Below are 23,891 nucleotides of genomic sequence, written 5' to 3'. Positions count from 1 at the left end.
TGGCCCAGAGGTCAGGGCCAACCGCCTTGTGTCCGGATGGGGTTGTCAGCGGGCGGCGCCGGGGCGCCGGAGGGGGTTAAAAGGGCTCAATCACCCATTCGCCCTTGCGCATCACGCCCTTGAGGTCGAACGAGGCGTCGAGGACCACCAGGTCGGCGTCCTTGCCGGGCTCCAGGGAGCCCACCCGGTCGTCCATTCCGAGCAGGCGGGCCGGGTTGGCGGAGATGGCGCGGACGGTGTCCTCGACGGAGAGCCCGTCGACCGTCACCGAGCGCTTGAACGCCCGGTCCAGGGTGAGGGTCGAGCCCGCGATGGAGCCGCCCTCGACGAGCCGCGCCACGCTGTCCTTCACCTCGACCTCCAGCGGGCCCAGCATGTACGTGCCGTCGCCGAAGCCCGCCGCGTCCATCGCGTCGGTGATCAGCGCGACGCGGTCCGCGCCCGCGTGGTGGAAGGCCAGCTCGAAGGCGGCCGCGTGCAGGTGGGTGCCGTCGTTGATCAGCTCGACGGTGATCCGCTCGTCCTCCAGGAGGGCGGCGATCGGGCCCGGGGTGCGGTGGCCGAGGCCCGGCATGGCGTTGAAGAGGTGCGTGGCGACGGTGGCGCCCGCGTCGATGGCCTCCACCGTCTGCTCGTACGTCGCGTCGGTGTGGCCGATGGCCGCGATGACGCCGTGCTCGGCGAGGAGACGTACGGAGTCGAGGCCGCCCGGCAGCTCGGTGGCGAGGGTGCACATCTTCGCCTGGCCGCGGGCGGCGTCGAGCAGCTTGCGGACGTCGGCCGGGTCGGGGTGCCTGAGCAGGCTCTCGCTGTGGGCGCCCTTGCGGCACGGGGAGATGAAGGGGCCCTCGAAGTGGATGCCCGCGATGTCGCCCTGCTCGGCGAGTTCGGAGAGCACCCCGGCGCGCTGGGCGAGGAAGTCCATCTCGCCGGTGACCGTGGAGGCGACCACGGTGGTCGTGCCGTGCAGGCGGTGCGTGTGGACGCCCTTGAGCACGTCCTCGACGGTGCCGGAGGTGAAGGAGGCGCCGCCGCCGCCGTGGTTGTGGAGGTCGACGAAGCCGGGGACCACCCAGTGCCCGGTGAGGTCGACGGTCCCGGCGTCCGCGGGGCCGGCCGGGGCGGTGCCCGGGTCCGCGATGCGCGTGCCGTCGACGACCACGCGGCCGTCCGTGAGGGTTCCGGTGGGCAGTACCACCTTGGCACCGGCGAGAACCTTGCTAGCGGCCATCAGGTGGCTACCTCCGTGGGGTCGGTGTGCGGAGCGTTCTTCGGGTCGGTCTGCCGGTCGACGAGGTCCCAGGCGAGCAGGCCGGCGCCCAGGCACCCGGCGGTGTCGCCGAGGGCCGCGGGGACGATGTCCGGCAGGGTCTGGAACTGGACGACGCGCGCCGCGACGGCGGCCCGCAGCGGCGTGAACAACGTTTCCCCGGCCTCGGCCAGACCGCCACCGATGATCAGTGTCCGCGGGTCCAGCAGGGTGAGGGCGGTGAGCAGGCCGTCGGCCAGGGCGTCGACGGCGTTTTGCCAGACCTCCTCGGCCCGCGGATCGCCGGACTCCACGGCCTTCGCGCAGTCCGCGGCGTCCGCGTCCGGGTCGCCGCTGGCCGCCGCCCAGGCCTGGCTCACCGCGGAGGCGGAGGCGAGGCGCTCCAGGCAGCCGCGCTGACCGCAGCCGCAGGGCGGGCCGCCGGGGCGTACGACGATGTGGCCGATCTCGCCCGCCGAGCCGTGGGCGCCGGGCTCGATGGCGCCGCCGATGCCGATGGCGCCGGCGATGCCGGTGCCGAGGGGGACGAACAGGAACCGGTCGGCGCCCTTGCCCGCGCCGATGCGGCCCTCGGCGAGGCCGCCCGTGCGGACGTCGTGGCCGAGGGCGACGGGGACGCCTTCCAGGCGGGTGCTGAGGAGGTCCCTGAGCGGGACGTCGCTCCAGCCGAGGTTGGCCGCGTACACCGCGATGCCGCGTTCGGCGTCGACGATGCCGGGGACGGCCACGCCGGCCGCGGCGGCGGGTTCGCCGAAGTGGGTGATGCCGTGGGCGCGGAGGTCCTCGGCGAAGCCGAGGATGGACTCGACCACGGCGTCGGCGCCCCGGTCGCGTCCGGTGGGGCGGCGCGCCTCGTGCAGCAGCGTGCCGTCCGCCCCGACCAGGGCGGCCTTCATTCCGGTGCCGCCCACATCGAGGGCGATGACGTGTCTCACGGGGGACAGTCTCGCGCGTCACCCCGCGAGAGGTCTAGTCCATTCGGGGCAGACCTCGGCGCCGCCCCACCCCCTCCGCCCGTACGGGTGCGTCCGGAGCGGGGGAGCGGGGGACGACCGGCCTAGGAAAGGATCACGCTCCGCGTCAGGTTGCGGGGCCGGTCCGGGTCGTAGCCGCGGGATTCCGCGAGCGCCACCGCGAGCCGCTGCGCGCGGACGAGGTCGGCCAGCGGGTCGGCCTCCTGGCGGGCGACCAGCTCCCCGCCCACCCGGGCGACGTCACCCGCGAGCCCGTCCGGCAGCGTGCCGAACATCCACGCCACCCGGCCGGGTCCGGTGATGGAGATGGGCCCGTGGCGGTACTCCATCGCCGGGTACGACTCCGTCCAGGCGCCCGCGGCCTCCCGCATCTTCAGCGCCGCCTCAAGGGCCAGCCCGTACGTCCAGCCGCGGCCGAGGAACGTCCACTGCTCCGCGCCGACCACCGAGGCCGGCAGCGGCTCTGTCACCGCGAGTTCCGCGTCGAGCGCCGCCTCGGTCACCGTCTTCAGGCCGGGGATGTCGCCGAGCCCGGCCCGCAGGAAGGCCAGCGCCGTGGTGGCGAAGCGGGTCTGGACGACGGACTCCTCGTCGGCCCAGTCAAGGACCGCGACGGCGTCCGCCGCGTCCATGACCGGGGTCTTCGGGTCGGCGGTGAGGGCGACCGTGGGGACGGAGCCCTTCAGGCGGTTCAGGAGGTCGAGGACCTCCGTCGTCGTACCGGACCGGGTGATGGCGACGACCCGGTCGTACGTACGCCCGGCCGGGAACTCCGACGACGCGAACGCGTCCGTCTCGCCGAGACCGGCCGCCTCACGCAGCGCCGCGTACGCGATGGCCATGAACCACGACGTCCCGCACCCGGTGACGGCGACCCGCTCGCCCGGCCCTGGCAGCCCGTCGAAGGAGGCGGCCGCCTCCACCGCCCGTCGCCAGCAGGCGGGCTGGGTGGCTATTTCTGCTGCGGTACGCGACATGCGCCAAGGCTCCTCGTCAGTGCGGGACTGGTGCGGGGTTTCCGGTGTGCTGTGCATGAACGTGACGTGCATAGCAGCCACCGGCCGCGCGCGGCAATGGCGGACCCCCGGACGGGGGCGGCGGCCGCCCGCCGCGGAGGCCGTTGCACAAGTGATACGCGGGTGGTGTAGACCTTGTGTCCGGACTCGGGGGAAACTCGCAGTTCAAGAGCATGGGGGCCGAGGAGCCCCGGATCGCGGAAGCAATGAGGGTGGGACAGCTGTGCAGCGGCGCGTGACAGGACTGACCGCGGCGGTGGCCGCACTGGGCATGGCGGGCGTGCTCGCCGGCTGCGGTGGTCCCGGCGACTCCGGCGACGTCACCCTCAAACTGGTGGCCGCCGACTACGGCGACTCCGCGGCGAACAGCTCCGAGAAGTACTGGGCCAAGGTCGTCGAGGGGTTCGAGAAGGAGAACCCCGGCATCAAGGTCGACGTGACCGTCCGCTCCTGGAACGACGTGGACCGCGACGTCAAGGACATGGTCAAGAAGGGCGAGGCCCCCGACCTGGCGCAGATCGGCGCGTACGCCGACTACGCCGCGCAGGGCAAGCTCTACGAGGCCGACGAGCTCCTCTCGATCGCCACCCAGGCCGACTTCCTGGCCCCGCTCTCCCAGGCCGGCGAGGTCAACCGCATCCAGTACGGCATGCCGTTCGCCTCCTCCACCCGCCTGCTCTTCTACAACACCAAGCTGTTCAAGGACGCCCACCTCACCCCGCCGGAGAGCTGGAGCGAGCTGAAGGCGGACGCGAAGGTGCTCAAGGCGCGCGGCGTGAAGATCCCGTACGCGCTGCCGCTGGGTCCCGAGGAGGCGCCCGCCGAGACGCTGATGTGGATGCTGAGCGGCGGCGGCGGTTACACCGACAACGTCGGCTCGTACGACATCGACTCCAAGCAGAACGCGAAGACGTTCGGCTGGCTCAGGGACAACCTCGTCGGCGAGGGCCTGACCGGCCCGACGCCGCCCGGCGAGCTGAACCGCGCCGACGCCTTCGCGGCGTTCGCGCGCGGCGAGGTCGGCATGCTCAACGGCCACCCGACGCTAATGAAGATGGCCGCCAAGAAGGGCGTGAAGTTCGGCATGGTGCCGGCACCGGGCGTCAACGGCAAGGCGCAGGCCACCATGGGCGTCGCCGACTGGATGATGGCGTTCAAGCAGAACGGCCACCGCAAGGAGGCCGGCAAGTTCCTCGACTACGTCTACAGCAAGAAGAACGTGCTCGACTTCTCGAACGAGTACGACATCCTGCCGGTGACGACCTCCGCGTCCCAGGCGATGGCCGCCGACCGCGGCCACACCGCGCTCGGCAAGTTCCTCGAGGAGCTGCCGACCTCGCAGCTCTACCCGGTGGGCAAGACGTCCTGGGCGCAGGTCTCCGCGGAGATCAAGAAGAACATCGGCAAGACCGTCGAGAAGGGCGCCAGCCCCGACTCGGTCCTCGGCCGCATCCAGAACCGCGCGGTCTCCGAGGAGAACGCGGAGTAAGCGGAACAAGCGGAGCGAGCCGAATAACGTGTCGGCATGAACCCTCAGGAACCGCGGGAGCTCTCCGACCGGGACCGCGCCGTCCTCGCCCTCGAACGGCGCCAGTGGCCGGGCCCGGGGGCGAAGGAACGCGCCATCCGTGAGGAGCTCGGCATGGTGCCGGTGCGCTACTACCAGCTCCTGAACGCCCTCCTGGACGACGAGCGGGCCCTCGCCCACGACCCGATTACGGTCAATCGGCTGCGCCGGGTGCGGGACTCGCGGCGCGACGAGCGCTGACGCCGTTAAGGTCGGGCCCATGGGTGACCCTACGTACGCGCAGTCCGACCAGCCCGCACGTCCCGGCCTGCCCGAGCCCGTGACGCCCGCCGGACGCGACGGCCTCGCCGCGCTCCTCGACCGGCCCGAACGGGCCGTCGTGGCGCTGGACTTCGACGGCACGCTCGCCGCCATCGTGCCCGACCCCGAGCAGGCCCGCGCCCACCCCGACGCGGTGCCCGCGCTCGCCGCGCTCGCGCCCCGCCTGCGGTCGGTCGCCGTGGTGACGGGCCGCCCGGCGGGCGTCGCCGTCCGCTACGGCGGCTTCGCGGGCGTGCCGGGCCTCGACCACCTCGTCGTCCTCGGGCACTACGGCGCCGAGCGCTGGGACGCCGTCTCCGGCACCGTGCACGCCGCCGAGCCGCACCCCGGCGTCGCGGCGGTGCGCGCCGAACTCCCCGGGTACCTGGACGCGATCGGCGCCTGGCGCGGCACCTGGATCGAGGAGAAGGGCCGCGCCGTCGCGGTCCACACACGGCGCGCGGAGGACCCGCAGGCCGCCTACGAGGCGCTGCGCGAACCGCTCGGCGAGCTGGCGGCCCGGCACGGCCTGATCGTCGAGCCGGGCCGGATGGTCCTGGAGCTGCGGCCGCCCGGCATGGACAAGGGGGTGGCCCTCGCCGGGTATCTGCGCGAGGTGGGCGCCGAGTCCGTCCTGTACGCCGGCGACGACCTGGGCGACCTGCCGGCGTTCGGCGCGGTGGAGAAGCTCCGCTCGGACGGTGTCGCGGGGCTGCTGGTGTGCAGCGGCAGCGCGGAGGTCGCGGAGCTCGCCGACCGGGCCGACCTGGTGGTGGACGGCCCGGCCGGGGTGGTGCGGCTGCTGTCGGCGATCGCGGCCCGGCTGCCCTGACCGGCGCCGACGGCGGGCGGGCCGGGGGGCCGGTCAGCCGGTGAGGGCGTGCAGCTGGTCCAGGAACCACTGCGCGGGCGGCAGCGCGGTCGCCGCGGCGGCCAGCCGCTTGGTGCGTTCGGCGCGCTCCGCCGCCGGCATCACGAGGCCCGCGTGCAGGGCCTGTGCCGTGGCCGACACGTCGTACGGGTTGACGGTGAGGGCGTCCTCGCCGAGCTCCTCGTGGGCGCCCGCCTCCCGCGAGAGGACCAGCGCACAGCCCTCGTCGGAGACGACGGGGACCTCCTTGGCGACGAGGTTCATGCCGTCGCGGATGGGGTTGACCAGGGCCACGTCCGCCATGCGGTAGGCGGCGAGGGAGCGCGCGAAGTCGTCGTCGACGTGCAGCAGGACGGGGGTCCAGCCGGGCGTCCCGTACGTGGCGTTGATCGACTCGGCGACGCGGGAGACCTCCGCGGTGTACTCGCGGTAGACGGCCAGGTCCTGCCGGGAGGGGTAGGCGAAGGCGACGTGCACGACGCGCTCGCGCCACTCGGGGCGGGTCTCCAGGAGTTCCCGGTAGGCCAGCAGGCCGCGGACGATGTTCTTGGAGAGCTCCGTGCGGTCCACCCGCACGATCAGCCTGCGGTCCTCGCCGTCCTGCCGGCCCGCCTGCTCGCGCAGCGTCCGCATCCGCTCCTCGACGTCGTCCCGCCGCGAGCGCTCCCGCAGGAAGTCCGCGTCGGCGCCGAGCCCGTGCACCCCGATCCGGGTGCCCGACGTACCGCCGAGGATCCGCACGCAGCAGTCGGTGAACGCGTCGGCCCACCGGCCGGTGAGGAAGCCGAGCCGGTCGGCGCCGAGCATGCCGTTGAGCAGCTGCTCGGACACGTCGTCCGGAAGCATCCGGAAGTAGTCGACGGGCGCCCACGGGGTGTGCGAGAAGTGGCCGATGCGCAGGTCGTCGCGGAGCTCCCGCAGCATGCCGGGGACCAGCGTCAGGTGGTAGTCCTGCACGAGGACCGCCGCGCCGGGCGCAGCCTCCGCGGCCAGCGCCTCGGCGAAGGCGCGGTTGTACGTCTCGTACGCCGCCCACTGGGCGCGGAACTCCGGTCCGAAGGCCGGCTCCAGCGGCGTCTGGTAGAGCATGTGGTGGACGAACCACAGCACCGAGTTGGCGATGCCGTTGTACGCGTCCGCGTGGACGTCCGCGTCGATGTCCAGCATCCGGACGCCGGGCTCGCCGACGCCGCGCCGCACCGCCTCGCGGTCACCGTCGCCGAGCGCCGCGCACACCCACAGTGCGGCGGGGTCGTCGGCGGAGTCACCGATGGCGCTGAGCCCGGAGACCAGGCCGCCGCCACCGCGTTTGGCGGTGAGCTCCCCGTCCTCCCCGACCGTGTACGAGACGGGGCCGCGGTTGGACGCGACCAGGACCTGCGCTGCTGACGATGCGGACTCGGAGACCATGTGGCAAAACGTAGCCCGTGACGGGGTCGGGCAAACGTACGGCCCCGCTCCGCGTACGGCCCGGCCGGATGTGTCGCGTGCCGGGCGGCCCCGGCGCCGATCACCCGCGACGGGCAATGTAGGCAGAGCGCATGATCGGCGCGGGTTACGCCACGCGGCGACGCGCGTACTCCGCGACATCGGTCATCGGCGGCCGCTCCTCCGTGTCGACCGCGTACGTCCGCGGCACGAACCCGCCATCGCCCCGCTCGAACTGCGTCAGCTCGGGACGCAGGAGATGGCCGCGGGCGAGCCGCAGCTGCGCCGTGCGGTAGATCGCCGCCGCCATCCGGCCGAGCGCCTGCCCGTCCTGGTGCCGGTGCCTGCGCACCCCCACGTCCACCTGCGCGAGCGCGTCCAGACCCACGGTGTGCAGCGCGTCCACGAGCAGCCCCAGCTCCACGCCGTACCCGACGGGAAACGGCAGCCGCTCCAGGAGCGACCTGCGGGCGGCGTACTCACCGCCCAGCGGCTGGACGAACCCCGCGAGGCGCGGCCAGTGCATGTTCAGCAGCGGGCGCGCCATCAGCTCCGTCACCCGGCCGCCCTGCCCGGCCGCCTCGCCCAGCGGCCGGTCGTACATCGCCTTCACGAAGGCCACGTCCGGGTCGGTGAGCAGCGGGCCCACTATCCCCGAGACGAAGTCCGCGGAGAACTCCCGCAGGTCGGCGTCGACGAACGCGACCACGTCCCCGCCCGTCACGAGCAGCGACCGCCACAGCACCTCGCCCTTGCCCGGCACGGGCGCGATGCGCGGCAGGATCTCGTCCCGGTGCACGACCCGGGCGCCCGCCTCGGCGGCGGCCCGCGCCGTGCGGTCCGTCGAGCCGGAGTCGATCACCACGAGCTCGTCGACCAGCGGCACCTTCTCCATCAGCTCGCGGCGGATCTCGGCGACGATCGCACCGACCGTCTCCTCCTCGTCGAGCGCGGGGAGCACGACGCTCACCGAGGTGCCCGAGGCGCGCTTGGCCGCGAGCAGCAGCTCCGACGGCCGGTCGGCGACGGACCAGGAACGCCTGCTCAGCCACTGCTCGACCTCTTCCAGCACGGTCGCGGTCCTCCCATATGTGATCCATCTCGCGGTTCGGACGACTATCTCAAGGGTCCGGGGCTTCGGTTACAGTCTTGAACAACGCCGGTGGCCATCGCATGTCGGGGTCGCCGCCGCGTTCGAGATCGACAACTGCTGGACCACAATCGAATACCGCTCATCCAGAGGGGCAGAGGGATACGGCCCGTTGAAGCCCCGGCAACCACCCAGCCGCGCGTCGCAGGACGCCAGTGTCACCGTGCGCGCGAACAGCGCCGCGAGGCTCCCGGCTCGGGAAGGTGCCAATTCCGTCTCGCGGCGAGATGCGTCGCGAGGAAGATGAGGAGAAAGGGCCTCGCCTCCATGGCTGTGCAGACTGTCGCCACCGAAAGCACCACCTCTTCCGTAGACCTCGGCCCCGCCTCGGGTCTTTCCTGCCGGGAGTGCGGCACCACGTTCCCCCTCGGCCCGATCTTCGCCTGCGTCGAGTGTTTCGGCCCCCTCGAAGTCGCGTACGACCTGCCGCTCGGCGACCCGGAAGCCCTGCGCAAGCAGATCGAGGCCGGCCCCGCCAACATCTGGCGGTACGCCCCCCTCCTGCCCGTCCCCGCCGACGTCGCCGACAAGCCCAACCTGAACCCCGGCTGGACCAAGCTCGTCAAGGCCGACAACCTCGCCGCCGAACTCGGCATCCAACAAGGCAAGTTGTTCGTCAAGGACGACTCCGGCAACCCCACGCACTCCTTCAAGGACCGTGTCGTCGCGCAGGCCCTCGAAGCGGCCCGCGCCTTCGGGTTCACCACCCTCTCCTGCTCCTCCACCGGCAACCTCGCGGGCGCCGTCGGCGCCGCCGCAGCCCGCGCCGGCTTCCGCTCCTGCGTGTTCATCCCGCACGACCTGGAGCAGGGCAAGGTCGTCATGGCCGCGGTCTACGGCGGCGAGCTCGTCGGCATCGAGGGCAACTACGACGACGTGAACCGCTTCTGCTCCGAGCTCATCGGCGACCCGCTGGGCGAGGGCTGGGGCTTCGTCAACGTCAACCTGCGGCCGTACTACGGCGAGGGCTCCAAGACCCTCGCGTACGAGATCTGCGAGCAGCTGGGGTGGGTCCTTCCCGACCAGCTGGTCATCCCGATCGCCTCGGGTTCGCAGCTCACGAAGATCGACAAGGGACTCAAGGAGCTCATCGCCCTTGGCCTCGTCGAGGACAAGCCGTACAAGATCTTCGGCGCCCAGGCCGAGGGCTGCTCGCCGGTCTCCGCCGCCTTCAAGGCCGGCCACGACGTGGTGCGCCCGCAGAAGCCGAACACCATCGCCAAGTCGCTCGCCATCGGCAACCCCGCCGACGGCCCGTACGTCCTGGACATCGCGCGCCGCACCGGCGGGGCGGTGGAGGACGTGAACGACGAGCAGGTCGTCGACGCGATCAAGCTCCTCGCGCGCACGGAGGGCATCTTCGCGGAGACCGCGGGCGGCGTGACCGTCGGCGTCACCAGGAAGCTCGTCGAGGCCGGACTCATCGACCCCACGCTGACCACGGTCGTGCTGAACACCGGGGACGGACTCAAGACGCTGGACGCCGTCGCCGAGACCTCGCAGGCCACGGCGACCATCAAGCCGAGCCTCGAGGCGTTCCGCTCCGCGGGTCTCGCCGGCTGAGGCCGTAACGTCCTTGCGGGACGGCTGCGGCTGGTCGCGCAGTTCCCCGCGCCCTGGAGGGGCGGCCCCCGCGGCGCGCCCCCTTGATCTACCGAGGTGAATCCATGAGCGTCAACGTCCGCATCCCCACCATCCTGCGCACCTACACCGGCGGCAAGGCCGAGGTCGCCGCCGAGGGCGCCAACCTCGGCGAGGTCATCGCCGACCTGGAGAAGAACCACACCGGTATCGCCGCCCGCGTCCTGGACGACCAGGGCAAGCTGCGCCGCTTCGTGAACGTGTACGTCAACGACGACGACGTCCGTTTCGAGCAGGGCCTGGAGACCGCCACCCCGGACGGCGCGGGCGTCTCGATCATTCCGGCCGTCGCCGGCGGCTGACCTTTCCGCAAGTACCCTGCGTTATCTGAATTGCCCCCTCCGCGAGAGAAACGGAGGGGGCAATTCTGCATGGTTGAGCGCGGTACAGTTGGGAAGCGTGCTCCGCCGTTTGTGCCGAGCGCATATACGAAGTCGGCGCGGAGCCGACAAGAAGCAGCCAATGCGCGCCGCCCATTTCAGCCCTATGCGGCTTTTGCCCGGCCCGACTTGCCCTGAATTCCGGCAAATTCTCCGCATATTACCGATCGGGCCCGCCCAGAATTCTCGTCCGATTGACCTGTTGCAGACGGCAGTTGGACAGATACATTCAGCGGCGGTCGACGCGTTCCGGCGCACACCCCCAATCAGTGGGGGGTGAGGTCTGACCCGGGTCCGCGAAGTGCGGTCCTGTGCAAGGGCCAGTAATAGGGGAGTTAGGCATGGCTCAGGGCACCGTCAAGTGGTTCAACGCGGAGAAGGGGTACGGCTTCATCGCGGTCGACGGTGGTGCGGATGTTTTCGTCCACTACAGCGCGATCCAGATGGACGGGTACCGCACCCTTGAAGAAGGTCAGCGAGTCGAGTTCGAGATCTCGCAGGGCCAGAAGGGTCCGCAGGCGGACATGGTCAAGCTCGCCGTCTAGCTCGGCGCGACCGACCACCGAAGCAAGCATCGCGAGGGGCTCGTATCCCACCAGGGGTACGGGCCCCTCGTGTGCGCCGGGGGCACCCCGGGCGTCGGCCCGGATCCATGAGAGGCGCTTGCACTCGCAGGGGTCGAGTGCTAATCATTGGGCTTAGCACTCTACGAGTGAGAGTGACAGAACTTGGATCGGGTCAGCGAGGCCCGCGCGCCGGGTGGGGCAAGGAACCACACGGTGCGCAGGCCGTCCGTCGCGGGCGCGGGCACGGTCCGTTTGCGTTTCCACCCCGTCCGGGAGGACCACTTCACATGGCCAAGATCATCGCGTTCGACGAGGAGGCACGGCGCGGCCTCGAGCGCGGCATGAACCAGCTCGCCGACGCCGTCAAGGTGACCCTGGGCCCCAAGGGTCGCAACGTCGTCCTCGAGAAGAAGTGGGGCGCCCCCACGATCACCAACGATGGTGTCTCCATCGCCAAGGAGATCGAGCTCGAGGACCCGTACGAGAAGATCGGCGCCGAGCTGGTCAAGGAGGTCGCGAAGAAGACGGACGACGTCGCCGGTGACGGCACGACGACCGCGACCGTCCTGGCCCAGGCCCTGGTCCGCGAGGGCCTCCGCAACGTGGCCGCCGGCGCCAACCCGATGGCCCTCAAGCGCGGCATCGAGAAGGCCGTCGAGGCCGTCTCCGGCGCCCTGCTCGAGCAGGCCAAGGATGTCGAGACCAAGGAGCAGATCGCTTCGACGGCCTCCATCTCCGCCGCCGACACCCAGATCGGCGAGCTCATCGCCGAGGCGATGGACAAGGTCGGCAAGGAAGGCGTCATCACCGTCGAGGAGTCGCAGACCTTCGGTCTCGAGCTCGAGCTCACCGAGGGCATGCGCTTCGACAAGGGCTACATCTCGGCGTACTTCGCCACCGACATGGAGCGTATGGAGGCGTCGCTCGACGACCCGTACATCCTGATCGTCAACTCCAAGATCTCCAACGTGAAGGACCTCCTTCCGCTGCTGGAGAAGGTCATGCAGTCGGGCAAGCCGCTGCTGATCATCGCGGAGGACGTCGAGGGCGAGGCGCTGTCCACGCTCGTCGTCAACAAGATCCGTGGCACCTTCAAGTCCGTCGCCGTCAAGGCCCCGGGCTTCGGTGACCGCCGCAAGGCCATGCTCGGCGACATCGCCATCCTCACCGGTGGCACCGTCATCTCCGAGGAGGTCGGCCTCAAGCTGGAGAACGCCGGTCTCGACCTGCTCGGCCGCGCCCGCAAGGTCGTCATCACCAAGGACGAGACGACCATCGTCGACGGTGCCGGTGACAGCGACCAGGTCCAGGGCCGCGTCAACCAGATCCGCGCCGAGATCGAGAACAGCGACTCGGACTACGACCGCGAGAAGCTCCAGGAGCGCCTCGCCAAGCTCGCCGGCGGCGTGGCCGTCATCAAGGCGGGCGCGGCCACCGAGGTCGAGCTCAAGGAGCGCAAGCACCGCATCGAGGACGCCGTCCGCAACGCGAAGGCGGCCGTCGAAGAGGGCATCGTCGCCGGTGGTGGCGTGGCCCTGCTCCAGGCCTCCCAGGTCTTCGAGAAGCTCGAGCTCGAGGGCGACGAGGCCACCGGTGCCGCCGCTGTGAAGCTGGCCCTGGAGGCCCCGCTGAAGCAGATCGCCGTCAACGCCGGCCTCGAGGGTGGCGTCGTCGTCGAGAAGGTGCGCAACCTCACCGTCGGCCACGGCCTCAACGCCGCGACCGGTGAGTACGTCGACATGATCGCCGAGGGCATCCTCGACCCGGCGAAGGTGACGCGTTCCGCCCTGCAGAACGCCGCCTCCATCGCCGCGCTGTTCCTCACCACCGAGGCCGTCATCGCCGACAAGCCGGAGAAGGCGGGCGCCGCCCCGGCCGGCGGCGGCATGCCGGGCGGTGACATGGACTTCTGATCGACCTCTGGTTGATCACTGTCCTCAGGTTCCGAGGGCGGTACCCCTTTCTTCTTGGGAAGGGGTACCGCCCTCGGGCGTTTCTCGTCCGTCCTAGGTGAGGTCCCTACGGCAACCGGTCCAGGATCCAGGCGCAGAGTTCCTCGGTGGCCAGGGTGTGGCCCTCGTTCCGGGAGGCGCAGAGGAACTCGTCGAGTTCGCTCTCCTCCTCCGCCGACGCCGTGACCGGGCCGTACAGCTTCTCGTGCGTGTCGATGTCGCGCAGCGCGATCGCGCTGACCACCGGTACGAAGCAGTGCTCGCGGATGTCCGCCTCGGAGCCGAGCCCGATGATCGCCGGGATCTTGTCCAGCTCGTCGGCGAGGATGCCGAACCCCTCCAGCGTGCCGCCCGGGGCGCCGTCCATCTCGGGCAGGCCGGAGGTGCGGATGCGCGGCTTGCGCAGCGTCACCACCCGCAACTGGGCGACGAGTTGGCTCTCGCCGGCGCTCTGCGTGTGCAGGCGGGTGCCGGTGATGGCGAGGCCCTTGCCGTGGAAGGCCTTCTCGCCGCCGCGGATGCCGTTGCCCTCGCCGGTGCGCACGCCGTTGGCGACGCCGATCTTGCGGGGCTGCGTGGGCCAGGAGCCGACCCGTTCCAGCTCGGCGAGGAACTCCAGCCGCTCCTTGTCGGTCTCCGGCGTGGCGTCCCACTCGGCGATGTGCTGCCACAGGAGCTGCCGGGCGGCGGGGCTGTTCATCTGGTCCGAGAAGGCGGCGTTGAGCCGGCGGATGTAGTGCGCGAACGACTGCAGGGCGATGGGGACCCACGCGCCGCGGTGCGGGCTGTCGTACGAGAAGTACAGGGCCGTCTGGTGGTTGATGCCTTCGTGCTCCATCTTGGCGAGCGCGTAACGGGTGACGAGGCCGCCCATGCTGAAGCCGCCGACGGTGAGGGGGTGCTCGCCCCGGCGCCGGGCGATGGCCTCCAGGATCGCGCCGCGCGCGACCTCGGCGTTGTCCAGGATGGAGGCGCTGCGCTCGTCGTAGCCGAGCAGGATGACGTCGTACCCGCGCCGGCGCAGCGCGCTGATGAACGGGTACGGGCCGCGCTCCAGGATCTCCCAGGAGAAGTCCAGCTCACTGGGCCCGCTGCTGAACCCGTCGCCGAGGATGACGGGCCGGGTCAGCCCTCGTCCGGCGTCGGCGAGGTACACCCAGGCCCTGCCGTGGGGCAGCGCCCACTCGTCATCGGCCGCAGGGGCCTCACCCGGCCGCTCCCTGGCCTGCTTGGACCCGGGCGCGAGGATGACACGGGCGGCGCCTCCGAAGGCTTCGGCGATATGGGGGTCGTGGGGTTCGGGGGATTGGTGGGGCTCGTTGGATTCCTGGGGTTCGTTGGATTCCTGGCGGGGGTCGGTGGGCTTGACCATGAGGGTGGGCTCCTCCGGGTGCGCGGGGTTGGGTGTGCGGGTCGGCTGTGGGCGTTACGGGTACGGGACGTGGCCGCTGCCGTACCGGTCACGTGCGGTGCCATCTTTGGTACGTCGGGTAGCCGCCGGATAGAGGGGGCGCCCGCTCCGGCGGGTTGCGCGGGGACTTTCGGACAGGGCGAGTTCGGCCGTTACGGATGGGGAGGGAGGTGGCACGCCCGCCTGGCCAGGACTGTCGGCGAGGCCTCACCGGGAGCACGGTTACGGGTGACGGCGCGTCGGCCAACTCGACGCCGGCGCAGGGCAGATGACCGAGGGCAGAACCACGGAACTATGTCGCGAAGGCACCCGGCCCCGGGGCGGGGGCGAGGCGCCGGACTACTTGATTCCCAACGCGGAGGTATGGACCGGTGGGGGTGTCGGGCCATCGGCTTCGGTGCCGAGTGCGGCCCGGCTCATCGTGGGTGGCCCTCAGGGTCGTGGCGCGGGAGGGCCGGCGCCTTCGGCGGGCCGGGGTCTTCGAAGGTGGCCGGGGCCGCCCGGGTTTTGCGTGAGTGTGGCGGTTCCGGGCCGGGAGTAAAGGGCGCCCTGCGGGCGTCGGCTGCGCCGATTCCGCTGCGCTCCACCCTTGACTCCCGTCCCTCCACCGCAGCTTGACCTTCGACCCGGACGGCTAGGGGCGAGGCGGCGGGCTTGGCTGGTGGGGTCATCGGCTCTCATCGCCGGGTGCGGTCCGGTCCATCGTGGGCGAGGGCCACGGTGCGAGCTGGGCCAGCCGGGCGGCTTCGCTGCTCGGGCCATCGGCTTTCGTTGCCGGGTGCGGTCCGGCTCATCGTGTGCGGACGCCACGACGCGGGCTCAGCCAGCGGGGTGGCTTGGCGTGCCGGGTCATCGGCTCTCATCGCCGGGTGCGGACCGGTCCATGGTGGGCGGAGGCCACCGTGTGGGCTTGCCCCGCCACGCGGCCTCGCCGCTCGGGTCATCACCTTTCGTCCCCGGGTGCGGTCCGGTCCATCGTGGGTGGCCGCCACGGTGCGTGGCGGGGGAGGGCGGCGCCTTCGGCGGGCCGGGGTCTTCGAAGGTGGCCGGGGCCGCCCGGGTTTTGCGTGAGTGTGGCGGTTCCGGGCCGGGAGTAAAGGGCGCCCTGCGGGCGTCGGCTCCGCCGATTCCGCTGCGCTCCACCCTTGACTCCCGTCCCTCCACCGCAGCTTCACCTTCGACCCGGACGGCCAGGGGTGAGGCGGCGGGCTTGGCTGGTGGGGTCATCGGCTTTCGCTGCCGGGTGCGGTCCGGTCCATCGTGGGCGAGGGCCACGGTGCGAGCTGGGCCAGCCGGGCGGCTTCGCTGATGGGGTCATCGGCTTTCGTTGCCGGGTGCCGACCGGCTCATCGTGGGCGAAGGCCACGGTGCGGGCTCGGTCAGTCGGGCGGCTTCGCTGCTCAGGCCATCACCTTTCATCGCCGGGTGCCGACCGGCCCATCGTGGGCGAAGGCCACGGTGCGGGCTCGGTCGACCAGGCGGCTTCGCTGCGCGGGCCATCACCTTTCATCGCCGGGTGCGGGCCGGTCCATCGTGCGTCGCCGCCATCGTCGGGGCGCTGGCCTCGCGGGTCGGTGGCCCTGGGCTGTGGTGCTGGTGGCTTGGGTGGTGTGGGGTGGGGGTGTGTCGGGTGGTGCGTTCTGAGGCGCCATCTCCGGCCCGCATTTCGAGCATTTGCATCTCGCGAGGGGTGGAGTGCAGGGAAGTCTCAGGGGGAGGGCCTAATTGGTGGGGTGTCGGGGAGACTTTCCTGCGATCGGGCCGGAAGCCGTGCGGACCTGGTCCAGCGCGCCCGCATGGCTTCCCGCGCGCGATGCCCGGAAGGCAGCCGCACCCCTGCGCCGCAGTCGACCCGATGCGCGCGCCGCTGACCGAGCCCGGGCCCGCACCCGGCGGCGAGACCTCACGAGCTGAGCACCGACCGGGGCTCGCCCACGACAGACCGGACCGCAGCCGGCACCGAATGGCGCACGGCCCCGAGCGGCCACGCCATCCCGTGAGCCGCGTCGCACTCGGCGGCGAGAGCTGATGACCCGGCACGCCAAGCCGCCCGGTCAACCGAGCCCGCACCGTGGCAGCGGCCAACAATGAGCCGGTCCGCACCGGCGATGAAAGGTGATGACCCGAGTGGCCAGGCCGGTCCGCTGGCCGAGCCCGCACCGTGGCGCCCGCACGCGATGAGCCGGTCCGCACTCGGCGATGAAAGATGATGGCCCGTGCGGTGAAGCCGCTCGACTGGCCGAGCGCCTCACCCTGACCCCCGCCCACGATGAGCCGGTCCGCACCCGGTGACGAAGGCTGATGGTCCGAGCGGGGAGGCCGCGTGGTCGGGCGAGCTTGCGTCGTCGCGCGCGATGCGGCTGACCGCTCGGGCCGTGCACCTTTCGGTGCCGGGTGCGGCCCGGTCGGTCGTGGGTGCGCCCCGGTTGGCGCTCAGGTTGTGGGGTCTCGTCGTCGGGTGTAGGGCCGGGGGCTCGGGCAGTGGGGTGCCTTGGGCCGATCGCGGCTTTGGGGCTCGGGGCCTTCCGGGCCTCGCGCGCCGGGGGCCGTCGGGGCGCTCTGGAGCGAGCCCGCAAGGCCGCTCCTGGGCCCCATCGCAGGAAAGTCTCCCCGACACCCCACGAATCAGGCCCTCCCGCTGAGACTTCCCTGCACTCCACCCCTCACGAGACCCAAATGACCGAAATGTGGGCTGGGGGTGGCCCGCAGGGGAGCCCCATCCGTCTCACCGCTCACCCCCCGCCACCGAAGCCCCCGGCTCGCCAAGCCGCGAGGCCGACGGACCCGACCGAGCCCTGGCCCTGGCCGCCACCCACGATGGACCGGGCCGCACCCGGCGATGAGAGCCGATGACCCGGCACGTCAAGCCGCCCGGTCAACCGAGCCCGCACCGTGGCAGCCGCCCACGATGAGCCGGTCCGCACCCGGCGATGACAGGTGATGGCCCGAGCAGCAAAGCCGCCTGGTCGGCCGAGCCCCGACCGTGGCCCTCGCCCACGATGGACCGGTCCGCACCCGGCAGCGAAAGCCGATGACCCCACCAGCCAAGCCCGCCGCCTCATTTCTGGCCGTCCGGGTCGAAGGTGAAGCTGCGGTGGAGGGACGGGAGTCAAGGGTGGAGCGCAGCGGAATCGGCGGAGCCGACGCCCGCAGGGCGCCCTTTACTCCCGGCCCGGAACCGCCACACTCACGCAAAACCCGGGCGGCCCCGGTCACCTTCGAAGACCCTGGCCCGCCGAAGGTGCCGCCTTCCCTCGCCACGACCCTGACGCCCGCCCACGATGAGCCAGGCCGCACCCGGCGCCGAGTGCGGATGAGTTGTGCGTCGGCGGACTGGGTTGGGTGAGTGTGGTCAGGTGTGCTTGATGGTTGTGATGAATGCGGACCAGGTTGCGGCTCCGAATACGACGTTCGGGCCTGTGGGGTTCTTGGAGTCCCGGACCGGGACGATCTCCGGGTGGCCGTCGGCGACTTCGAGGCAGTCGCCGCCGTCACCGGCGCTGTAAGTGGACTTCCGCCAGTAGGTGACCGTCATATGGTCGCCGGCGCCTGCTCCGTCTGGGGCGGGCTTCTGTTGAACGGTCCTGACTGAGCCGTACTCAGGGGTGTTGTTCCTCATGGTCGTAATCGTGCGCCACCGATTCGATTAGGGCCAGGGATGCCTCGGGTGAAAGGCCCAACGCCTGCAGGAGGTTGAACGTCATCGTGTGGCGGGCCATCGTGGCGGGGTCATCGATCAACCAGCCGGTGTCCAGCCCGTCGACGAAGCAGAGAGGCGGGGCATCCGCGAACTCCATGAGCTTGAGGGACCCGCCCATTCCCGCGTGTGCCCCGGCCTCGAACGGAATCACCTGCAGGATGATGCGATGTTGACGTGCGAGGCAGGCCACATGCCGCAGGGCCTCGGCCATGATGGCAGGGCCGCCTACCGGGCGCCGGATCGCGGCCTCGTCCAGAATCACCCACAGCAGAGGCGCAGTTGGCTTTTCGATGAGCCGAGCACGCTCCATGCGTGTCGCCACCAGTTCCTCGATCTCGTCCTCACCGGCCATCGGCCGGTAGGACCGGAACAGCGCGGCAGCGTAAGCCGGCGTCTGGAGCAGGCCCGGGATCAGTAGCGGCAGGTAGTGCTTGATGGTGGTGGCGGCCGCTTCCAACTCCGCCGCTTCCGCGAAGTGGTCCGGGTATTTGGACTTGGCCAGGGCTTCGCAGTTGCGGGCGAAGAAGCCGTCCTTGCCCAGGACGGAGTCGAAGTGTTCGGCGTACTCCAGGTGCATCCGGCGCGTGCCGGCCTCCAATTGGCCGATGAACGAGCCGCTGACGAACAGCGGTGTACCCAGCGCCTCCTGGCTCAGGCCCGCCCGTTCGCGGGCGTGGCGCAGTTCCGCGCCGAGGAGGGCCCGGGGGTTGGAGGAGGGGTCGAGGTCCTTGGGGCGGGTCATGGGCGCACATCCCTCCGACACGGGGGGTTGTTGGGTGGATTGCCCTGTTCAGCATACGCATGCCCGGACACGCTGGGTGAGGAAAAGGCAACACTCGGTGTGAGAGGCAGAGTTCATGGCGCTGACGGCGGAGGAAAGGATGCGGGCGGCGGAGGAGGCCGTACGGCAGGTGAGAGCGGCGCTCACGGGCGTGGGGATCACGCTGCCGTCGCTGCGGGTCGACCCGCTGAGCATGTCGGAGGGCGCGTTGCCGCTCGTGGAGTTGGGACGCTGCAACCTGGACACGGCGTTGCGGCTGGCTGCGGTCGTCGAGGGGGCGCGGTGAACGAGGATCCTTGCGTGCCGGAGAAGGGGACGTACGCCGTCGACTACCGGGACGGCAGCGTCGGTGAGGTCATGGGCTGCGAGGGCGGGCTCGTGCAGCTCCGGCCCATCGGGGGCGGGCGGGAGTGGGACTGTCCGCCCGGCGCGGTGGGGGACGCGCCGCCGACGGAGGTGCTGCGGGAGCGGGTGCGTGAGCTGAACCGGCAGGCCCAGGCCCGGCCGCGTTGAGTGTCCCCCGGGGGGCCTGGCCGCGCTAAGTCCCCCAAGGTCCGGTTCCCCGGGGCCCCCGCCCCCCCCTCGCCCCGCCCCCCTCCTACGAAGCCCCCGCCCCCGCCCCCCGCGCCGCGTCCAACGCTGTGCGGAGGTGGCCGGCGGAGGTGGTGAGGAGGTGGGCGGCGGTGGGGCCGTCGACGCGGCCGAGGATGGTGAGGATGGCGTTCTTGACCTCGCCGTCCGTGGCGGCGAGCGCCGCCTCGATCTCGGTGTCCTCGGCGCCGGTGGCGAGGGCGACGATGCGGCGGGAGCGGGCGCGCAGCTTCTCGTTGGAGGCGCGGACGTCCACCATCAGGTTTCCGTAGGTCTTGCCGAGGCGGATCATCGTGATCGTCGACAGCATGTTGAGGACGATCTTCTGGGCGGTGCCCGCCTTGAGGCGGGTGGAGCCGGTGAGGAGTTCGGGGCCGACGACGACCTCGATGCCGTGTTCGGCGGCGGCCGCGAGTGCGCTGTCCGCGTTGCAGGAGAGGCCGATGGTCAGCGCCCCGTACCGTTTCCTGGCGTGTTCGACGGCGCCGATCGCGTACGGGGTGCGCCCGGAGGCGGAGATGCCGACGACGACGTCGTCCGCCGTGAGTTTCAGGGCGTCCAGGTCGTCGGCGGCCAGTTCCTTGCTGTCCTCCGCGCCCTCGACCGCCGTGACCATGGCGGTCGGGCCGCCCGCGATGAGGCCGATGACCTCGTCGGGGGCGGTGTTGAAGGTGGGCGGGCACTCGGAGGCGTCGAGTACGCCGAGCCGTCCCGCGGTGCCCGCGCCCGCGTAGACGAGGCGGCCGCCGCGGGCCATGCGCTCGGCGGTGCCGTCGATGGCGGCGGCGATCTGCGGCAGCTGTTCGGCGACGGCGGTGGGGACGGAGGCGTCCTCGCCGTTCATGATCCGCGCGATCTCCGCCGTGGGCAGCCGGTCGATCTCGGAGAGCTCGGGCCGGAACGCCTCGGTGGTGAGGGTGGCGAGCTGGGCGCGGAGTTCTCCGTAGTCGTCGCCGCGCTTGTGCTGGTGGTGGTGCGGGGAGGAGTCCGGGCCGGCCTGGCTCGGCGAATCGGTCGGGGCCGGGGAGCCCGTTGCGCCGGTCGAGTCGGTCGGGGCCTTCGGGGTGGTCGCGTCCGTCGGGTCGGGGGTGGAGGTCATGGCGGCTGCGGCTCTTTCGTGTCCGGTGAGGGGGGTGGTGTGGCCGGCCCGGTGAGGCTGGTCCGGGGAGCCGGCGCGGGTGTCAGCGGCTGGTGCCGCGCGAGTGGTGGCGGTGGGCCAGCGCCTCGTAGGACGCGGCGAGCGCGGGCGCCGCCGTCTCGTACGTCCGCTGCGCGACGCCCACGAACAAGCAGTCCACGACGAGGAGTTGACTGGTCCGGGAGGACATCGCGGCGGGCCTCAGCTCGCTCTCGCGGGCCGTCGAGGTCGTCAGTATGTGGTCGGCGTACTGCGATACGGCGGCGTCGGGCCGACCGGTGATCGCGATCGTGGTGGCCCCGTGCTCGAAGGCGACCCGCAGCGGTTCGATCACGTCGCCCGTCGAACCGGAGTGGGTGATCGCGATGGCGACGTCCTTGGCGCGGAGCGTCACCGCGTTGGTGACGGCCAGGTGCGGGTCGGAGTGCGCGTGCGCGACGTGTCCGATGCGGAGCAGCTTCTGGGCGAGGTCCTGGGCGACGAGTCCCGAGGCGGCGACGCCGTAGATCTCCGCGCGGCGTGCGGTGGCGAGTGCGGCGACGGCGGCGCCGAGCTGCACGGTGTCGAGTCCGGCGGCGGTGTCGGCGAGGGTCTGCTGCTCGTCGTAGGCGAGCTTCGCCACCACGTCCGCGATCGGGTCGTCGACGGCGATGTCCGCGGTGACGGCGGGCGCGCGCCCGGACTGCTGCTGGGCGGCGAGTCCGGCGAGGGCGAGCCGCAGGTCGCGGTAGCCGGGGTAGCCCAGGAGGCGGGCGGTGCGCACCACCGTCGCCTCGCTGGTGCCGGTGAGTTCGGCGAGGCCGGTGACCGTGAGGGCGGCGCAGCCGGCGGGGTCCCCGGCGACGGCTTCGGCGACCCGGTGCATGGAACGGGTCATCGACGGGCCCAGGGTCCGCACCTTGGCCGCGAGGGCGGCGGGGGCGGGGGGTGCGGCGTCCGCGAAAATTTCCTTCACGTGGTGGGTCACATCTGAAAGATATTTTTGCGGGGATGGCCGGTCAATACGCCGGTCGATACCTTGCGGGGCCCTGGCCCGGGCCCTGGGGGCCGACGGGAGCCGGCGGCTGGCGGGGCTTGCCTTTTCGCGGGTGTGGCGTGCGGGGTGACAATGGGGTGCATGGACGCGATCGACCCCCTGGAGCAGGCGTTGCACGCCGCTCGCGCACTTGTCCTCGCCGACCTCGTCGCCCGTGAGGTCGCCGAGGCCGAGGTCGTCTCGATGGTCGAGGAGGCGGTGGCGCACCGCCGCTGGTGGGTCGAGCAGTGGCCGGAGGGCGTCGCGTACGTCGCCGGGCTCGTCGCCCAGGACGTCCAGGACGCGCTCCTGGAACGGTACGGGCGGTGGCCGCTGTGCCCCGTCTGCGGTACCGGCGATCCCCACGCGCTGGACGTGGAACCGGAGTTGGGTCCCGACCCGCACTGGGTCTGCGGCAAGGCGGGGGTCGTGGTGGCGCCGGTGGGGAGCCTGACGTGAGGCCGGGCCGGGAAGTTCGGGGCGGCCGGGGTGGCCGGGGTGGTCGCGCGTGACGGTCTACATAGACCCGCCGACCTGGCCGGGCCACGGCCGCATGTGGTCCCACCTGGTCAGCGACGTCTCGTACGAGGAACTGCACGCCTTCGCGGCCGCCATCGGCTGCCCGCGCCGCGCCTTCGACGGCGACCACTACGACGTGCCGTCGGAACGGTACGAGGACGCGGTGCGCGCGGGCGCGGCGCAGGTCGGCTCGAAGGAGCTCGTGCGCAGGCTCACGGGGGCGGGGCTGCGGAGGCCCAAGGGGCGCCCGGCGTGATGGTCGGTTCCGGTGGGGGCGAACTTCAGGTCCGGGAGGGGCTTTTGGTGACGTACTCCCCGGCGGGGTCGGCGGAGGCCGCCGGGGCTGCGGAACCCGCCGTACCTGCCTGATCCGCCGAGCCCGCCGTACGCGCCGTGCCCGCCGAGCTCCCCGAGCCCGCCGTACCCGCCGAATCCCCCGCACCCGCCGACGCCGTGACCACACGGCTGGGTGCCCTGCGGTGCAGGCGCAGCGAGAGTGCCACCGCGATGATCGCCACCGCCGTCATCGCCGCGCCCGCCCACGCGGTGGACGCGTAGCCGAAGTCGAGGTCGATCACCGTGCCGCCGAGCCAGGGGCCGCCGGTGTTGCCGAGGTTGAACGCGGCCGTCGTCGTCGCGCCCGCCAGGGTGGGAGCGGCGCCCGCGACGTTGAACATGCGGGCGTTGAGCGCCGGGGCGGTGTAGAACGCCGAGACGCCCAGCAGGAACGAGAGCGTGATCGCCGCGGCGGGAGTCGCGGCGAACAGGGCCAGGGAGACGAGGAAGACGGTGGAGGCGGCGATGCCGCTGAGCAGGACCCCGAAGAGGTGCGCGTCCGCGACCCGGCCGCCGATGGTCGTACCGACGAGGGCGCCGACGCCGAAGAGGCCGAGGATCGTGGGGACCCAGCCCTCGGAGAGGCCCGCGACGTCCGTGAGGAGCGGGGAGAGGTACGAGAACGCGCAGAACACGCCGCCCGCGGCGAGCGCGGTGACGGTGATGGACAGCCAGACCTGGCGGTCGCCGTAGATGGACAGCTCCTTCTTGAGCTGCGGCTTCTCGGCGGGGAGCGGGATGCGCGGGATGAGCGTGAGTACGCCGACGAGCGCGATCGCGGAGGCGGCGCCGACCGCCCAGAACGCGGCGCGCCAGCCGAGGTTCTCGCCGAGGAACGCGCCCGCGGGGACGCCGAGCACGTTCGCGATGGAGAGGCCGCCGATCATGACCGCCATGGCGCGGGCGCGCTGGTGGTACTCCACCATCGCGATGGCGACGGCGGCGCCGACCGCCCAGAAGCCGGCGCAGGCGAGGGCGCTGATGACGCGGGAGGCGAAGAGGATCTCGTAGGTGGGCGCGAGCGCACCCGCGACCTGGCCGAGGCCGAAGACGGTGATGAGCGTGATGAGGGTGGTGCGGCGGGGCAGGCGCAGGGTCGCGACGGCGAGGAGCGGGGCGCCGATGACCATGCCGATGGCGAAGGCGGAGATGAGGAGGCCGGCCCGGGGGATGGAGACGTTCATGTCGTCGGCGATGGGCGGGAGGAGGCCGGAGAGCATGAACTCGCTGGTGCCGAGCGCGAAGACGGCGAGGCCGAGCATGTAGACGGCTGTGGGCATGCGCGAGCGGTCGGCCGCGCCGGAGTCGGACGGGGTGGGGACGG

At 71.8% G+C, this 23,891-nt stretch carries 22 protein-coding genes and 1 riboswitch; of the genes, 11 read left to right on the top strand and 11 right to left on the bottom strand.

Going from position 1 to position 23,891, the window contains the following annotated elements; genetic code table 11:
• Window positions 1–76: 76 nt before the first annotated feature.
• The 3 genes from nagA to ACZ7DY_RS27595 form a co-directional block, all read right to left on the bottom strand.
• A complete protein-coding gene (nagA, locus tag ACZ7DY_RS27605; RefSeq protein WP_471139553.1) occupies window positions 77–1,231 on the bottom strand; it encodes an N-acetylglucosamine-6-phosphate deacetylase in 1,155 nt (384 codons plus the stop codon).
• Complete coding sequence (locus ACZ7DY_RS27600; protein WP_471139551.1) at window positions 1,231–2,205, bottom strand: ROK family protein; 975 nt, start codon at window positions 2,203–2,205, stop codon at window positions 1,231–1,233. The genes nagA and ACZ7DY_RS27600 overlap by 1 nt, the downstream gene beginning before the upstream one ends.
• A gap of 122 nt (window positions 2,206–2,327) precedes the next feature.
• A complete protein-coding gene (locus ACZ7DY_RS27595) occupies window positions 2,328–3,221 on the bottom strand; it encodes an SIS domain-containing protein (RefSeq protein ID WP_471139548.1) in 894 nt (297 codons plus the stop codon).
• Between the two features lie 262 nt (window positions 3,222–3,483).
• Between ACZ7DY_RS27595 and ACZ7DY_RS27590 the strand changes: the two genes are divergently transcribed.
• Genes ACZ7DY_RS27590 through otsB form a run of 3 tightly spaced genes read left to right on the top strand, consistent with a single transcriptional unit; the run spans window position 3,484 to window position 5,920 of the window.
• Window positions 3,484–4,749: an ABC transporter substrate-binding protein gene (locus ACZ7DY_RS27590; RefSeq protein ID WP_471139546.1), complete on the top strand. Its 1,266-nt coding sequence runs from the start codon at window positions 3,484–3,486 to the stop codon at window positions 4,747–4,749.
• 36 nt (window positions 4,750–4,785) lie between these two features.
• Entirely contained in the window at window positions 4,786–5,028 is a 243-nt protein-coding gene (locus ACZ7DY_RS27585; protein ID WP_471139544.1) for a DUF3263 domain-containing protein, read from the top strand.
• A 19-nt stretch (window positions 5,029–5,047) separates the two neighbouring features.
• Window positions 5,048–5,920, top strand: coding sequence for a trehalose-phosphatase (gene otsB / locus ACZ7DY_RS27580; protein WP_471139542.1), 873 nt, complete (start codon window positions 5,048–5,050; stop codon window positions 5,918–5,920).
• 33 nt (window positions 5,921–5,953) lie between these two features.
• On the opposite strand, the gene ACZ7DY_RS27575 is transcribed toward otsB, so the two are convergent.
• Together ACZ7DY_RS27575 and ACZ7DY_RS27570 are read right to left on the bottom strand one after the other, a co-directional pair.
• Window positions 5,954–7,369 (bottom strand): alpha,alpha-trehalose-phosphate synthase (UDP-forming), encoded by a 1,416-nt coding sequence (locus ACZ7DY_RS27575; RefSeq protein ID WP_471139540.1) that lies wholly within the window; start codon window positions 7,367–7,369, stop codon window positions 5,954–5,956.
• A gap of 145 nt (window positions 7,370–7,514) precedes the next feature.
• The gene (locus ACZ7DY_RS27570) at window positions 7,515–8,459 is read right to left on the bottom strand and encodes a glucosyl-3-phosphoglycerate synthase (protein ID WP_471139537.1); all 945 of its coding nucleotides are present in this window, start codon (window positions 8,457–8,459) and stop codon (window positions 7,515–7,517) included.
• 157 nt (window positions 8,460–8,616) lie between these two features.
• Window positions 8,617–8,787, top strand: a riboswitch (SAM riboswitch).
• On the opposite strand from ACZ7DY_RS27570, the gene thrC reads away from it, so the two are divergent.
• From thrC to groL, 4 genes are all read left to right on the top strand, one after another.
• Window positions 8,781–10,100: a threonine synthase gene (gene thrC / locus ACZ7DY_RS27565; protein ID WP_471139534.1), complete on the top strand. Its 1,320-nt coding sequence runs from the start codon at window positions 8,781–8,783 to the stop codon at window positions 10,098–10,100. Its footprint overlaps the riboswitch before it by 7 nt.
• A gap of 104 nt (window positions 10,101–10,204) precedes the next feature.
• Window positions 10,205–10,480 (top strand): MoaD/ThiS family protein, encoded by a 276-nt coding sequence (locus ACZ7DY_RS27560; protein ID WP_150217764.1) that lies wholly within the window; start codon window positions 10,205–10,207, stop codon window positions 10,478–10,480.
• A gap of 419 nt (window positions 10,481–10,899) precedes the next feature.
• Window positions 10,900–11,103 carry a cold-shock protein gene (locus ACZ7DY_RS27555; RefSeq protein WP_005315736.1) on the top strand — a complete coding sequence of 68 codons (204 nt, stop codon included), beginning with the start codon at window positions 10,900–10,902 and terminating at the stop codon, window positions 11,101–11,103.
• Window positions 11,104–11,411: 308 nt separating this feature from the next.
• Window positions 11,412–13,037, top strand: a complete 1,626-nt coding sequence (gene groL / locus ACZ7DY_RS27550) for a chaperonin GroEL (protein WP_062776541.1) — start codon at window positions 11,412–11,414, stop codon at window positions 13,035–13,037.
• Between the two features lie 106 nt (window positions 13,038–13,143).
• Here groL and ACZ7DY_RS27545 read toward each other — a convergent pair whose 3' ends face one another.
• From ACZ7DY_RS27545 to ACZ7DY_RS27535, 3 genes are all read right to left on the bottom strand, one after another.
• Complete coding sequence (locus tag ACZ7DY_RS27545; RefSeq protein ID WP_471139531.1) at window positions 13,144–14,448, bottom strand: esterase/lipase family protein; 1,305 nt, start codon at window positions 14,446–14,448, stop codon at window positions 13,144–13,146.
• 3,391 nt (window positions 14,449–17,839) lie between these two features.
• Window positions 17,840–18,106 carry a DUF397 domain-containing protein gene (locus tag ACZ7DY_RS27540; RefSeq protein ID WP_471139528.1) on the bottom strand — a complete coding sequence of 89 codons (267 nt, stop codon included), beginning with the start codon at window positions 18,104–18,106 and terminating at the stop codon, window positions 17,840–17,842.
• Window positions 18,087–18,929 (bottom strand): helix-turn-helix domain-containing protein, encoded by an 843-nt coding sequence (locus ACZ7DY_RS27535; protein WP_471139524.1) that lies wholly within the window; start codon window positions 18,927–18,929, stop codon window positions 18,087–18,089. The genes ACZ7DY_RS27540 and ACZ7DY_RS27535 overlap by 20 nt, the downstream gene beginning before the upstream one ends.
• A 115-nt stretch (window positions 18,930–19,044) precedes the next feature.
• Between ACZ7DY_RS27535 and ACZ7DY_RS27530 the strand changes: the two genes are divergently transcribed.
• Window positions 19,045–19,254 carry a hypothetical protein gene (locus ACZ7DY_RS27530; RefSeq protein WP_471139521.1) on the top strand — a complete coding sequence of 70 codons (210 nt, stop codon included), beginning with the start codon at window positions 19,045–19,047 and terminating at the stop codon, window positions 19,252–19,254.
• Window positions 19,251–19,481, top strand: a complete 231-nt coding sequence (locus tag ACZ7DY_RS27525; RefSeq protein WP_471139519.1) for a hypothetical protein — start codon at window positions 19,251–19,253, stop codon at window positions 19,479–19,481. Before ACZ7DY_RS27530 ends, ACZ7DY_RS27525 begins: the two co-directional genes overlap by 4 nt.
• An 85-nt stretch (window positions 19,482–19,566) precedes the next feature.
• On the opposite strand, the gene murQ is transcribed toward ACZ7DY_RS27525, so the two are convergent.
• Complete coding sequence (gene murQ, locus ACZ7DY_RS27520; protein WP_471139516.1) at window positions 19,567–20,658, bottom strand: N-acetylmuramic acid 6-phosphate etherase; 1,092 nt, start codon at window positions 20,656–20,658, stop codon at window positions 19,567–19,569.
• Between the two features lie 82 nt (window positions 20,659–20,740).
• Window positions 20,741–21,664, bottom strand: a complete 924-nt coding sequence (locus ACZ7DY_RS27515) for a MurR/RpiR family transcriptional regulator (protein ID WP_471139514.1) — start codon at window positions 21,662–21,664, stop codon at window positions 20,741–20,743.
• Window positions 21,665–21,814: 150 nt separating this feature from the next.
• Here ACZ7DY_RS27515 and ACZ7DY_RS27510 point away from each other — a divergent pair, with 150 nt between their 5' ends.
• Both ACZ7DY_RS27510 and ACZ7DY_RS27505 read left to right on the top strand, forming a co-directional pair.
• The gene (locus tag ACZ7DY_RS27510) at window positions 21,815–22,171 is read left to right on the top strand and encodes a hypothetical protein (RefSeq protein ID WP_471139512.1); all 357 of its coding nucleotides are present in this window, start codon (window positions 21,815–21,817) and stop codon (window positions 22,169–22,171) included.
• 49 nt (window positions 22,172–22,220) lie between these two features.
• Window positions 22,221–22,487 (top strand): DUF4031 domain-containing protein, encoded by a 267-nt coding sequence (locus ACZ7DY_RS27505; RefSeq protein WP_471139509.1) that lies wholly within the window; start codon window positions 22,221–22,223, stop codon window positions 22,485–22,487.
• 25 nt (window positions 22,488–22,512) lie between these two features.
• Here the strand turns inward: ACZ7DY_RS27505 and ACZ7DY_RS27500 are convergent, their stop codons facing one another.
• Entirely contained in the window at window positions 22,513–23,847 is a 1,335-nt protein-coding gene (locus ACZ7DY_RS27500; protein ID WP_471139920.1) for a Cmx/CmrA family chloramphenicol efflux MFS transporter, read from the bottom strand.
• Window positions 23,848–23,891: the final 44 nt, after the last annotated feature.

The sequence above is a fragment of the Streptomyces sp. NPDC037013 genome (assembly GCF_055607265.1).
This window is presented reverse-complemented; position numbering and strand designations above follow the sequence as displayed.

Bases quoted from the DNA above. Each gene is read 5' to 3' on its own strand.
- nagA (WP_471139553.1), bottom strand. From the start codon at position 1,231: ATGGCCGCTAGCAAGGTTCTCGCCGGTGCCAAGGTGGTACTGCCCACC.
- ACZ7DY_RS27595 (WP_471139548.1), bottom strand. From the start codon at position 3,221: ATGTCGCGTACCGCAGCAGAAATAGCCACCCAGCCCGCCTGCTGGCGA.
- ACZ7DY_RS27585 (WP_471139544.1), top strand. From the start codon at position 4,786: ATGAACCCTCAGGAACCGCGGGAGCTCTCCGACCGGGACCGCGCCGTC.
- otsB (WP_471139542.1), top strand. From the start codon at position 5,048: ATGGGTGACCCTACGTACGCGCAGTCCGACCAGCCCGCACGTCCCGGC.
- ACZ7DY_RS27575 (WP_471139540.1), bottom strand. From the start codon at position 7,369: ATGGTCTCCGAGTCCGCATCGTCAGCAGCGCAGGTCCTGGTCGCGTCC.
- thrC (WP_471139534.1), top strand. From the start codon at position 8,781: ATGAGGAGAAAGGGCCTCGCCTCCATGGCTGTGCAGACTGTCGCCACC.
- ACZ7DY_RS27560 (WP_150217764.1), top strand. From the start codon at position 10,205: ATGAGCGTCAACGTCCGCATCCCCACCATCCTGCGCACCTACACCGGC.
- ACZ7DY_RS27555 (WP_005315736.1), top strand. From the start codon at position 10,900: ATGGCTCAGGGCACCGTCAAGTGGTTCAACGCGGAGAAGGGGTACGGC.
- groL (WP_062776541.1), top strand. From the start codon at position 11,412: ATGGCCAAGATCATCGCGTTCGACGAGGAGGCACGGCGCGGCCTCGAG.
- ACZ7DY_RS27545 (WP_471139531.1), bottom strand. From the start codon at position 14,448: ATGGTCAAGCCCACCGACCCCCGCCAGGAATCCAACGAACCCCAGGAA.
- ACZ7DY_RS27540 (WP_471139528.1), bottom strand. From the start codon at position 18,106: ATGAGGAACAACACCCCTGAGTACGGCTCAGTCAGGACCGTTCAACAG.
- ACZ7DY_RS27535 (WP_471139524.1), bottom strand. From the start codon at position 18,929: ATGACCCGCCCCAAGGACCTCGACCCCTCCTCCAACCCCCGGGCCCTC.
- ACZ7DY_RS27530 (WP_471139521.1), top strand. From the start codon at position 19,045: ATGGCGCTGACGGCGGAGGAAAGGATGCGGGCGGCGGAGGAGGCCGTA.
- murQ (WP_471139516.1), bottom strand. From the start codon at position 20,658: ATGACCTCCACCCCCGACCCGACGGACGCGACCACCCCGAAGGCCCCG.
- ACZ7DY_RS27510 (WP_471139512.1), top strand. From the start codon at position 21,815: ATGGACGCGATCGACCCCCTGGAGCAGGCGTTGCACGCCGCTCGCGCA.
- ACZ7DY_RS27500 (WP_471139920.1), bottom strand. From the start codon at position 23,847: ATGCCCACAGCCGTCTACATGCTCGGCCTCGCCGTCTTCGCGCTCGGC.